This is a genomic window from Acinetobacter sp. YH01005, from assembly GCF_013420465.1.
In the GTDB taxonomy this organism is placed as follows: domain Bacteria; phylum Pseudomonadota; class Gammaproteobacteria; order Pseudomonadales; family Moraxellaceae; genus Acinetobacter; species Acinetobacter amyesii.
The window spans coordinates 154,812-167,317 of sequence record NZ_VOYA01000001.1 but is presented as its reverse complement, the minus strand read 5'-3'; the positions used below and the strand labels follow the sequence as shown (position 1 = coordinate 167,317).

The 12,506-nt window shown below is 39.5% G+C and carries 11 protein-coding genes; 5 read left to right on the top strand and 6 right to left on the bottom strand.

From position 1 onward, the window contains the following. Positions 1–15 precede the first annotated feature (15 nt). Positions 16–459: a DUF3887 domain-containing protein gene (locus tag FTT72_RS00915; RefSeq protein ID WP_078192064.1), complete on the top strand. Its 444-nt coding sequence runs from the start codon at positions 16–18 to the stop codon at positions 457–459. A 67-nt stretch (positions 460–526) separates the two neighbouring features. Here the strand turns inward: FTT72_RS00915 and gltP are convergent, their stop codons facing one another. Further along, positions 527–1,822, bottom strand: a complete 1,296-nt coding sequence (gene gltP, locus FTT72_RS00910) for a glutamate/aspartate:proton symporter GltP (protein WP_078190399.1) — start codon at positions 1,820–1,822, stop codon at positions 527–529. Positions 1,823–2,282: 460 nt separating this feature from the next. On the opposite strand from gltP, the gene FTT72_RS00905 reads away from it, so the two are divergent. After that, positions 2,283–2,831 carry a hypothetical protein gene (locus FTT72_RS00905; RefSeq protein WP_180177711.1) on the top strand — a complete coding sequence of 183 codons (549 nt, stop codon included), beginning with the start codon at positions 2,283–2,285 and terminating at the stop codon, positions 2,829–2,831. 119 nt (positions 2,832–2,950) lie between these two features. On the opposite strand, the gene FTT72_RS00900 is transcribed toward FTT72_RS00905, so the two are convergent. From FTT72_RS00900 to FTT72_RS00885, 4 genes are read right to left on the bottom strand one after another with little or no spacing between them, the layout of a single operon-like run. Continuing rightward, positions 2,951–4,069, bottom strand: coding sequence for an ABC transporter permease (locus FTT72_RS00900; protein WP_180177710.1), 1,119 nt, complete (start codon positions 4,067–4,069; stop codon positions 2,951–2,953). After that, complete coding sequence (locus FTT72_RS00895) at positions 4,066–5,196, bottom strand: ABC transporter permease (RefSeq protein ID WP_180177709.1); 1,131 nt, start codon at positions 5,194–5,196, stop codon at positions 4,066–4,068. Before FTT72_RS00895 ends, FTT72_RS00900 begins: the two co-directional genes overlap by 4 nt. Beyond that, positions 5,196–6,359 (bottom strand): efflux RND transporter periplasmic adaptor subunit, encoded by a 1,164-nt coding sequence (locus tag FTT72_RS00890; protein WP_180177708.1) that lies wholly within the window; start codon positions 6,357–6,359, stop codon positions 5,196–5,198. Before FTT72_RS00890 ends, FTT72_RS00895 begins: the two co-directional genes overlap by 1 nt. Positions 6,360–6,380: 21 nt before the next feature. Beyond that, positions 6,381–7,868: a TolC family protein gene (locus FTT72_RS00885; RefSeq protein WP_180177707.1), complete on the bottom strand. Its 1,488-nt coding sequence runs from the start codon at positions 7,866–7,868 to the stop codon at positions 6,381–6,383. Positions 7,869–8,215: 347 nt separating this feature from the next. Between FTT72_RS00885 and serC the strand changes: the two genes are divergently transcribed. Further along, a complete protein-coding gene (gene serC / locus FTT72_RS00880; RefSeq protein WP_180117482.1) occupies positions 8,216–9,295 on the top strand; it encodes a 3-phosphoserine/phosphohydroxythreonine transaminase in 1,080 nt (359 codons plus the stop codon). 605 nt (positions 9,296–9,900) lie between these two features. Here serC and FTT72_RS00875 read toward each other — a convergent pair. Next, a complete protein-coding gene (locus FTT72_RS00875; protein ID WP_180009976.1) occupies positions 9,901–10,833 on the bottom strand; it encodes a hypothetical protein in 933 nt (310 codons plus the stop codon). Between the two features lie 266 nt (positions 10,834–11,099). On the opposite strand from FTT72_RS00875, the gene FTT72_RS00870 reads away from it, so the two are divergent. Together FTT72_RS00870 and FTT72_RS00865 are read left to right on the top strand one after the other, a co-directional pair. Then, positions 11,100–11,588, top strand: coding sequence for a YaiI/YqxD family protein (locus FTT72_RS00870; RefSeq protein WP_372491130.1), 489 nt, complete (start codon positions 11,100–11,102; stop codon positions 11,586–11,588). Positions 11,589–11,593: 5 nt separating this feature from the next. Further along, complete coding sequence (locus FTT72_RS00865; protein WP_180177706.1) at positions 11,594–12,499, top strand: DMT family transporter; 906 nt, start codon at positions 11,594–11,596, stop codon at positions 12,497–12,499. Positions 12,500–12,506 lie beyond the last annotated feature (7 nt).

Sequence of the window (12,506 nt, the reverse complement as noted above, 5' to 3'; positions counted from 1 at the left end):
ATTGATGAGTACAATATGAAATTAAAATATTTTGCAATGGCTTCACTTATTGGGCTGGGCGGCTGTGACCAAATAGGTCAAAAAGCCTTAAATGCAATACCAGACCCAAGTGCTGAACAGACTGAAGTTGCCCAAGCTGCCTATGATCAATTACGTGAAGGCAATTTTGAAAAGCTGTACACCTACTTTGAACCAGAACTCAAAGCGAAGTTTGAACAGAATGAAAAAGAGCTGCGTAAATTTGCACGAGGTATTCCGAAACAAGATTACTCACGCAAAAATATAGTGGCAAAGCACATTGAAAAATCGACTGAAAAGCCGTCTTTATATACGGTCACTTATGAGTACGGTTATACCAATAAAAACCTTGTACAGTACGATGTAAGTTTTGATAAGCCGGCAGGAAGTAACAAAATTCGAGATTTTAATATTTCAGTGTTTGGTGAAAAAAATAAATAAAGTTTGGTAAAAAATAAAACAAAGCTGTAAAAAAGGACGCCGAAGCGTCCTTTTTTATAACATAAAATTAAGCGGCATCTTTTAGATTAGCAGCATAATTTTTTTGTTTTTCAGTATCAAATTGGCCTTCCCATTTACTGATCACCAGTACCGCAAGCGCGTTACCAATCACATTTAGTACAGTACGTGCCATATCTAAAATACGGTCAATACCCGCAATGAATGCCAGACCTTCAAGTGGAATACCGACACTGCCGAGAGTCGCTAGCAAGACCACGAAAGAAACGCCAGGTACACCTGCAATCCCTTTAGAGGTAATCATCAAGGTTAGGACCAGAATCACTTGTTGGGTGATTGTCAGATCGATCCCGTAAAGCTGAGCAATAAAGATAGCCGCAATACTTTGATATAGGGTCGAACCATCGAGGTTAAATGAATAGCCAATTGGAATTACGAAACTGGTAATCGGTTTCGGGGCACCATAAGCTTCCATTTTTTCCATAATACGGGGGAGGACAGTTTCAGAACTTGCAGTTGAATACGCGAGAATCAATTCATCTTTTAAAATCTTGATAATGGCCCAAACACTGAAGCCACAGAATTTAGCAACTGCACCTAATACAATGAAAATAAAGAAGAAGATTGCACCATAAACTAAAACTGCAAGTTTAAGCAGTGGCACAAGTGAGCTGAAGCCGAAATTCGCAACAGTTGCAGCAATCAAGCCGAATACACCAATAGGTGCAAACATCATGATCATGTGCGTAACTTTAAACATCGTTTCAGAAACAGCGGTCAACACTTTAATTAAAGGTTGTTTTACTTCTTGATCAAGCGCACCTAAACCTACACCAAACATCACAGAGAAAAAGATGATTGGGAGCATTTGACCACTAGTCAAAGCTGCAAAAAAGTTAGATGGAATAAGTGAAAGTATTGTTTGAATCAAACCATGAGAATGTTCACTGACTTCATGTGTTGTTTCTTGATACTTTGAAATATCGACTTGCGTCAATGCAGACATATCAATGCCGGCACCAGGTTGGAATACGTTGGCTGCAACTAAACCGACTAAAATAGCAACGGTGGTAATGATTTCAAAATAAATAATTGTTTTGAAACCAAGTTTACCTAAGTTACTACCGTGACTTGTATTGGCAATACCTAAAATAAGCATCGACACAACAAGCGGAATAACGATCATCTTAATGAGGTTAATAAAAATTGAGCCCAAAGGAGTCAAAAAGTTATTAACTAAAGCATCACGATATTCAGGAGAATAGTGTAGGAAAGCACCAACAAGTATACCTAGAATGAGAGCAATCACGATTTGCCAGGCAAGGCTCACCTTAATCTTTTTCATACATCAGCTCTTATGTCAGATTTGGGAGAAAAAAGCCCACAGTCATCCACGAACAAATGTTGCAGACAGACTGAATCCGCCATGAAAAAAAGTTCTGAACAATTTGGGAGATAAATACGATAATATTTTGCAGTTTATATGAGAATAGAGCCAACGATTTTGATCAAAACCAAACTGTTTGATCGATAAATTATCATTTTTAGTTGTATAAGCGATTTGATTATTAAGTTTAATTTATAGAACGAATAAAATTGAGTTATTAATGAACACTTCACAAAATCTCTGATTTGCCTAGAAAGATCGAAAAACTAATTGTGAGCCTGTATTTTTCATTTTTATATAGAAGTTTGCTTTATACTTGTGAGGCAGATAAATCAGTGAAAGTTCTATAAATCACACAGATTATCCGAACTAAATTTTAACTTTATATATTATTAATAATAAGCAGAGGGCTTGTACGGTGTTGAAAAAATTAGTCGTCATCATTGCTTTAATCTTACCTATAACGGCTTGTGAAAAAATCGGCGATTTCTTGATTGCAAAATTCGAATCAAGCCTACCAAGTGAGACAAGCTCACAGCGTATCAAGTCAGAAAAATTATTCGCAGCACTACACCAACCCCATCAAGACAGCTTTTTGGTATTGGTTGAAGAAAATGTTCGTGATGCGATGCTAGCAGATCCAGAGCTGTTTTCACGTATGAAAAAGCTGATTCCTGCAGGTCAACCTAGTGCTGAGGCGGAAGTAATTCAGCGAATGGCAAATACTCGGCTGGGAGAAGGTAAGACCACAACAATTGTGTATAAATATGATTATCCGCAAAAAGAACTGTATATGAGTGTGGTCTTTGCAGGTCATGATGGGGACGATAAAGTGAAAGGATTCTGGCTTGAAAACGCTGCAGAAAAAGAATCAGATGATTTGGTTACTGAGATCACTTCAGATGCAGATGATTTTGATATTCAAGTGGATGAGGCATCGACTGTGACGCCAACAGCATACAGTTAATAGGTGGCAGAAAGCATTAAAATTTGAGACATGCTAAGAAGCAAAGCGTTCGAGTCCATGATGAATAGGTTTGAACGCATTTCTCCTGAGATCAGACATGTCTTACAGCACAAAAAGCTTTATCTTTTGGCAAACTTTAAACGCCAGACAGCAAGACATAAAAAAATCAGTCCAATACTTGTGAGGTAAAGCAATTTAGGGATGACAATTGCTGTAGGTACACCCATCTGATTGAGTTGAAGAAACATTTGAATGCCTTGAGTTGACGGCAACACCTGAGCAAGTATTTGCATCCATTCAGGCATAGCTGCATGTGGCCATGCCGTTCCCGAGAGTAGAAAAAGCGGAATAGAACTAAAAACGATGACATGTCCTGCACGTTCTGGCAGGTCAAGAAAAGTTGCGAGATAGAGGGTCATCGCAATAATACAACTGAAGAAGATGGGCACAGCAATGAACATGCCCCAAAAATTTCCACCGCGTGGATAATCATTCAGCCAAAAGGTAAAACCAAATAAATAGAAGCATCCCAACGTTCCAATGGTCAAAATACACAAGAAGATGCCAGCCAATTGTGTATAGCTCGGACGCCATGCTGTGTTTTGTCGATAGGTCGCAATCAGCATGCACAGACCCAATAAAATCGTCTGATGAATAATTAAGGGAGCAACCGCTGGGAAAATATAGCTGCCGTAGCCTGAAAGTGGATTAAACAATGGAATCTTATGGATAGATAAAGCTGGGCTAAAATCGGATATGTTCTGGAATTTTTCTGCATATTCGCCGAGAGCATTTTCCATCGAACTGGCTAAACCTAAGCCAATTTTTTGCGTCTTTAGAAAGTTTGCAGCACTGAGATATAAACCAATTCCACCGGTTTCACCACGGCGAATGCTATTTGAAAGATTACTCGGCAACAGTAAAATCCCGTCAGCTTGCTGACTTCGGAGCATATTTTCAGCTTCCGCAAAATTACCAGTCACAGCTCGAATTTCTACATTGGGACTATTGGCTACAGCACCAATAATCGTATTGGTGAGTATGCTTTGTTCCTCATCCACCACAATAATGGGGAGCGATTCTGCGTGTTCCGCTTGATAAGCAATGGGATAAAAAAAACTGTAAAGAAAAACAGAAAGCACTAAGGTGGTAAAAATCGAACTGTGCTTCACAATATCTTTAAAGCTTTGAATATAGTGTCTGAGCAAAGTTGATAGAAATGACACGATTTTATTCATATGCTTTGCTCCTTCAGTACTTTCCGTAAAAAGAAGCTGGCAAGAACCAAATAGAACAGACAGTAAATGATCAGGGTGACAAGCGGTGTGATTGAAATGGAGATTGGGCTACCAATGACCCATTGTTCTGTTTGTAATTTGGCATAAGGCGTATAGGGAATAATATTGGCCCAGAATTTTGTAAACATCGGCGCGTTATTCAGCGGCAATGTCACCCCTGCAAAACTCAGTGATGAGCCACCATATACCGCAATAAAACCAAAAGATTTGGTGAGATCACGTGTCGCCAAAACTACAGTAGAACTGATAAAGGCATAGGCTGTATAAAAAAACAATTGCCCGAGCAAAATTAGCAGTAATGAACCCTGAACAAACCACCCTCTAAACACGATTAGCCAGAACATCCATGCCCATGTCCAAGCGGTAAAAATGAAAACATAACTGAGATTTTTAGCGATTAAAGCTTGAAAGACAGAAGTCGGTTTCACCCATTGATTTACAGTGCCATATTTGATTTCTTGACCGACTGAAAATGCGACACAGCAACACAGTAATAAATGCAGAATCGCAGGAATCATGTACGGCTCTAAATAGAACTCATAATTTAAACCTGGATTATATAAAGGTGAAATTTTGACATTGGGTGTCGGTGCATCAAGGTAGGGAATTGTATTTTCTAAATACTGATGACCACTAAAATCGGCCATGGCTTGCAATGTACTTAGCAGCATGGCTGATGAAATACTATTGCCGACACTAAAATAGCTTTGGTTATAGGCAATGCTGACTTCTGCATCTTTTGCTTGAACCAGTCGTTGCTCTGCACCAGCAGGAATATGAATATAGCCCCAAATTTGAGTCTGATTTAAAAGCTTTTCAGCATCATCCATACTGGGTGTAATGGTGGCTACTTTTAAGGTATGGTTGAGCTGCGCAAAATGAGTAATGTTACGGCTTAAACTGCTTTGATCTTGGTCTATGATCGCGATGGGTAAATGATCTGGTTTGCCTTGAGCAAACATATTGCTAAAGAGCAAAATCACAAGGGCGGGGGCAAGTGTGACCATACACAAGTCCCATTTATGCTGCATCAAATAGCGAAACTCACGCAGAATGCCCCTAAACATTATTTACGCTCTTCAATTTTAAACAAAACGCTCATACCCACTTTTAAGTCAGCAATCGGCTGAGCGGGTTTCAGTTGGACTTTAAAACTACGAATGTCATAGCCGCCCGTTTGTCGCGTGGTTTTGATTGTTGCAAATTCACCTTCGGCTTCGATGTGATCAATTTTAAACTCGGCAGATTTGTTTAGCGCCGGTATAAATCCTTGCATGGTCTTGAGTTGATACACTTGAGCATACTGGTCTTCACGGACATTTAAGCTAATCCATAAGCTATCATCTTGAATCAGGCTTACAACGGGCACACCCATCGCAACTAATTCTGAAACTTTGCCATAGGTTTTTGAAATGGTGCCATTGGACGGTGCAAACAATTTGGTTTCAGCCTCAAGTGCATTTGCTTCGGCCAACGCGGCTTGCGCAATCTTGACTTGGGCATCTGCCGAGCTTTGTTGTTGCGGTGTACTGCCACGTTTTGCACGCGCATATTGTTGATAAGACGCTTCTGTCATTTGTGCAGCAGAGACTGCGGCAGCTTGCATTTCATCACGGCGTTGACGTGAAATGACACCTTCTTTATAGAGGTTTTGACCACGTTGGTAGGTGGTTTGCGCCAATTGTTGCTGTGCTTTTAGACTTTGCCAATTGGCATATAAACTATCAATATTTTCTTGTTGAGAGCCACGTTCAGCTGTGGATTGCAGTGCTTGCGCAGATTGAAGTGCAGCTAAAGCCTGTTGTTTCTTTGCATCGACTTCGGGGCTGGTTAAACGAACCAGTGCTTGACCTGCTTGTACTTTTTCACCGTCCTGCACATATATTTCTTCGATACGGCTAGGTACTTTGGTACTAATGTGGATGGTTTCAGCCTCAACTCGACCTTGTAATTCAACCTGCTTGGGCTGATAACTTTTCCATAAGCCAAATACAATCAATGCCAAAAGCAGAACCAAGACAATGCCAATCCCGAACTTGATCAAAGCAGATTTATTGCGACTTTGCACAGAGCTATTTTTCGTCTCTGCATCTGTATTGATAGCCACTTTTTCTTGAGTATCCTCAGCAGTATTTGCTGTAGGTGAAACGTCTGAAGTCGAGACATTGGATTGGGATGTTTCAGCTTTCGCGGAGGCATCTTCTTGGTGATCAGTCGGTTCCTGATTCATATGGTTTCCCCTCGGCTAAGCTTAGCGAATATAGTCGGTGTGTGATTGATTGATATAGCTTTGGAACTGGTCAATGCTCCCGTGACTTTGTAGCAGTGTTGCGAGTGACATCACGTATTTATAAGCATTAAGCGCCATTTCACTTTGTAGCCCGTTCAATGCATTTTGTGCATCAATGACTTGTGTGGCCGTACCCATATCTTCCTTAAATGAAAGCTGTTGAATTCTTAAATTTTCTTGTGCGGCTTTTAGATTTTGCTGTAACAACAGGTGACTTTGCTGAGCGCTGGTGACTTCATTAAATGAGCTATAAATCAGGCTTTCAATTTCTTGTTTGGTACGCTCAGTCATTAACTCAGATGCATAGCGTTGAAGTTCAGCAGCTTGTACGGATTTGTTTTTATCAATACCTGAAAATAAGTTGTAGCGAGCGGCAACACCAACGATCCAATTTTGTTTATCGTCGAGACTATATTCACCAAAGGCAAAGACGTTGGGTTTTTTTGCTGCGCTTTGGGCTTTCACATTAGCACCAGCCAATTGACTGTCCAATTGCATTTTACGCACCAAACTAGACTGATCCTGATAACTTTTTAGTAAGGCGGTTATATTTTGATTGTGTTGCTGATTGATAAATAATGGCGTTGTAAGATCAGTAATTTGGCTGCTTTGCATTAAGTTGTTTAACTTAAATAAGCTAGAGCGGAGATTCGCTTCAGTATTTTGAAAAGTTCTGAGTGCATTATTCTTCGCCACTTTAAATTGCATACGCTGGCCTTTGCTAATAAAACCCTGTTGTTCCATTTTGAGCGCATTGGCATAGTGTTGTTGCATCGCATTTAAATTGAAGCGGCTGCTTTCGACTAATTTTTTTTGTAATTGAGCATTGAAGTAGGCTTGGATTAATTCAAAACGTTGCACATCTTGTTGTTGTTCACTGCTTATCGCGCTGCGTTTGGCTTGGATATTGGCAATTTCCTTGGCGCTAGACGTTAACCCACCGGTATACAGCGGCATCATTACAGAAACGGTAGGGCGGATCACTTGATCATCTAAGACCACCTGTGACGAATCTGGAATTAAGCCCACACCATCACGGATTGGCTGTTGTAGACTGTCTTTTAATGGGTCTGCCAAATCACTCGGTAAGCTTTCATCAATTTTATTATTAATGCCATTACTCAGCGTTTGTTCTAAGTTGTTTTTTAAGGCGCCGAGAGGAATATCGAGTTCATTATGAAAGGCATAGGCACGGACGTTTAAATCCACACGAGGTAAACCAAGGCCTTTAATGGCCTGAGCTTGAAGTTCGGCAGATTGTTGTAGCGCTTGGTTGGCCTGAGTACTATACGAACTAGTGAGTAGACTTTGTTCTGCTTGGCTATAACTGATACTTTGCGCAAGTACCGTGGGGCTAAAAAAAACACTCAAACAACCAAGGCCAAGCAGCAATCCTGAACGAAATGTATGTTTAATTTTTATAGAATAATCTGTTCGAGGTAGAGGCATAAAAACACACTCACAGCTAGGATGGGTTCATTATAGTCATTGTGATGAAGTTGGGTAAATTCACTAAGTTGTTGTATTGTTTCATATACATATGTAAATAAATTTTATCTTTGTAGCGCACGTCATTTTCGCACATCAAGACCTTAAATTAGCATCAATTCAAGGGATAAAAAATATCAGTAAATCTAATAATTTGAATTAAGAAGAATTAATTTTGATCTTTATTGAAATTTTGACTTTAAATGTCAGACAGCATTGGAATATTTTCAGCTTTAACTACTGCAAGCACGCGTCAGATATGGTTAAATGCCATCATTTTATTGTGTTTCACTTTGAAAGGAAAACTCATGCGCGCGTACAACTTCTGTGCTGGTCCTGCTGCATTACCCACTGCCGTTTTAGAAAAAGCTCAAGCTGAAATGCTTGACTGGCAAGGCAAAGGCCTTTCGATCATGGAAATGAGCCACCGTAGTAAAGACTATGTCGCTGTGGCAGAGAAAGCAGAAGCTGATCTTCGTAAGCTGATGAATATTCCAGACAACTATAAAGTGTTATTCCTTCAAGGTGGCGCATCACTGCAATTCTCTGCGATCCCATTAAACCTATTGGGTAAAAACAGCAAAGCAGACTATATCCACACTGGTATTTGGTCTGAAAAAGCGTTGAAAGAAGCACAGCGTTATGGCGACATTAATGTCGTTGAAGCGGGTACGATCATTGACGGTAAACTTGCGATTACTGATCAAAGCACTTGGAACTTATCTGATGATGCAGCTTATGTGCATTATGCAGATAATGAAACCATTGGCGGTCTTCAGTTTGCCAACATTCCTGAAACAGACAAGCCATTGGTTGCCGATTTTTCATCAAGCATTTTATCTGCACCATTAGACGTATCTAAGTTCGGTTTAATCTATGCAGGCGCTCAGAAAAATATTGGTCCGGCTGGTTTAACTTTAGTGATTATTCGTGATGATTTATTGGATCAAGCGAAAGCAGATATTCCAAGTATCTTGAAATATTCAGCTCAAGCGAAAAATGGTTCAATGGTGAATACACCATCAACTTATGCATGGTACTTATCTGGCCTCGTTTTTGAATGGTTACTTGAGCAGGGCGGTGTAGACGCAATTTATAAAGCGAATATGGCAAAAGCTGAATTACTTTATGGTTATATTGATTCAAGCGATTTCTATGCAAATCCAATTGCAAAAGAATTCCGTTCAATCATGAACGTACCATTTACTTTGGCGAATCCAGAATTGGAAAAACAATTCTTGAAAGAAGCTGAAGAAAACCACTTGCTGAATTTAGCTGGTCACCGTTCAGTGGGTGGTATGCGTGCAAGTATTTATAATGCTGTTCCGCTAGAAGGCGTTCAAGCACTGGTTAACTTTATGGATGACTTTGCAAAACGCAACGCATAATCCTAAAGGCATAAAAAAACCGGCAAATGCCGGTTTTTTTATTGAATAGATTAAAAAATAAAAGTATGTAACACGTATGCACAAATCAGCATACCTAACATAAAAAATAAGCAGGACATTGGCTCGATTTGATATCGAGATTCCATGTGATGGTCAACTTGCGATAAGTTTTCTTCTTGCACGACTTTCATAGATATTCTTTCCGATCTATTTATCGTTAATTACTATTTCTTAAACGCATTTTTAACATAATTATTTGATTAAATAAAGTACTATCTGCCATAAACTTACTAAACTATTTAGTTTATTTAAAAATAAGCAACCGAATTGCTAAATTTAGTTTCATAAATTTCCTATCTTATTTATTTATATTAGATTTTTATATTTTATCTTTTGCAGATGGATTTATATTTCGGCATTATTTTGAATTTAATATTGTGGATAAGTTATTTTAATTTAAATTTAAAAATAGAATATATTGACTGGCTTGTGGATAAAAAATATTCAATCATTTAAATATTCAGCGAATACACATGATTAGCGAGAAATAAAAAAACCGCACTGAGGCGGTTTTTTTATTTGAAAATAGGTTTTTTGAATTCAAATTAGGCAGATTTCGCGTAAATATTGGCTTGTATCCACAGGTTGCCACGAATATATTGCCCAACATTGAAATCTTTATGCGCCGGATTTCGTGTTGCAACACGAACAATCACCGCTTCTTGGTTTTCTTCGTGGATTAAGGTCACATCATACAGCGTGTAGTCTTGCTCTTTAAATTGCATGGCGGTTTTGCCAACAATATGCCCTTGGAACCATGCTTCGTCTTCTTGGCCAAGATTTTCACCATATAGGTATGCAACCATTTTAGAAAAATCGACGGTCACTGGCGCTTTGTCATCTTCAGACTTTGGTTGCCATGCTTTAATTTGTTCGTGTAAATCTGCAGGGGCAACACCATTATTTGCTGCCAAGATATCGTTTAAAGCACGATGATGTTTAATCGATGCAGGATCATCAACGACAAGCTGTTCATGTTCTGCGACAGCTTCGAGTTCATAGGCCCAAGCATTGAGTTGCACACTGTAGCTTGCATCTTTTTCATATTGGTCGTGATTGACGCTATATAAACTATCAAAAGCATACACACTGGTATTTGCGCCTAAGTCGAGGCAAAGCACAGCTTGTGTATTGGATTTACAGGTAATAATACGTTCAATGGTGGCTTTGGTTTTATATGGGCTATCAAAACTTGGAAATGCAGTTTTAACGGCTTTAGGTTTATTATTTTCTACCGCAATCACTTGGCACAGTTGAATCGATGCTTGTGATGGACCTTGAATCAGCCAGGTACTTTGATCCATATCAGATTCTTGTGCGCATAAGCCCATCGGCATAATGGGTGCATCCAATGCCTGACCCAGCCAAACTGGTACATCCGTTGTCGGGTTGCCGGTGAGCAAATTCCAATGTTCAACATGACTACCAAAAGTTTGATCTTCAATAGTGATAATTTCAGGGCTATTTTGTTTTTTCATATGCACAATTGATATTGGGTTGGTTTCATAATTAATAAATCGAGGGTTATTTGAAATTTTCAAGTCACCGACGTCATATTTATCATGAAATCATGCATAAAAAATGTTTTCAGTAGGATTTAAATGTAAAAGCATTGGAAAATAAGCCCAAGTTGGAGTCAATTTGCAGCTTTTCGATTCTCATGATTAGAGAAATGTAGATCCATTCAGCGGATGCAGATCCCCAAATTGTCATGTAGATTTGTTACTATGAGTCATGTTTAAAAGTGAATGGAAAATCAGTGCTGCCATTTAAATTATGGGTGGATGCAGATGCGTTACCACGCATTTTACGTGATGTGATTATTCGGGCTTCTGATCGTTACCAGTTAGAAGTCACTTTTGTCGCCAATCAAAATGTTGGGATAACGCCTTCGGTGCGGATTAACTCGATTCAAGTCATGAGCGGGGCAGATGCAGCGGATAAAGAAATTATTCAGCGCATGAAAGAGCACGACATCGTGATGACACAGGATATTCCACTTGCTGCTGAAGTGATTGAGCGGGGCGGTATAGCGATACATCCACGCGGTGAGATTTATACCACAGCAAATGTCAAAGCTCGTCTACATTTACGCGACTTTATGGATACATTACGGGGCGCAGGTGTGCAAACTGGTGGTCCAGCACCGATTTCAGAACGAGATAAGCGCGAATTTTCTAGTAGCTTAGATCAAACCATTCAAAAGCAAAAACGTAAAACGGCGCAGAAGTAAAAATCATGCCATCTAAAATAAACCTCGCGACGACCTATGCGTTGTTGGTGTTCATTTGGTCGACAACGCCACTTGCCATCGTTTGGAGTGTCAGTGATATCAATGCGTTTTGGGCGCTGACATTACGCTTTTTTATCGCATTACCCTTGGCTGTCGCATTATTGTTTATTTTTAAACATAAACTTCCGATGGATAAAACCTCGCTGCACAGTTATTTGGCGGGGGCATTTAGTTTTATTGGTTCTCAGATTTTTACCTATATGGCAACGGCCTATCTCAGCTCAGGCATTATTGCCCTGATGTTTGGTTTGGCACCAATTATGACGGGTCTGATCGGTCGTTTCTTCTTTCATACCTATCTGCATCGCTTGCAATGGATTGGGATGTTGATTGCCGTTTGTGGTTTAGCCATTATTTGCTTAGGCGGCAGTGATCAGCACGTACAGCCTGTTGGTATCGTCTTAATGTTAATGAGCGTGTTCGTCTACTGTATGTCGATTTTTTGGGTGAAAAAAGTCAATGCACCTTTGCAGCCCATGTCTCAAGCCACAGGTTCGATTCTTATCTCAGCACTATTTTCTGCCGCGATGCTACCGTTTATATGGCAGTATGCACCGACACAGATGCCTTCAACTAAAGCGCTCATTGGCTTATTTTATGCAGTGATTATGGCTTCATTGATTGCAATGTTTTGTTATTTCAAACTGGTACAAAACATCAAGGCGACAACTTTGTCTTTAACAACGGTACTCACACCCATGCTTGCTATGCTCTTTGGTGCTTTACTGAATGATGAAAAATTATCATTGATGGTTTTACTTGGTGCTGTGATTCTATTATCAGGCTTGTTTGTTTATTTTTATAAAGATTTTCGGGCGAACAGAGAGCTCGCCCACAAATTAAAACATTGATTAAAAA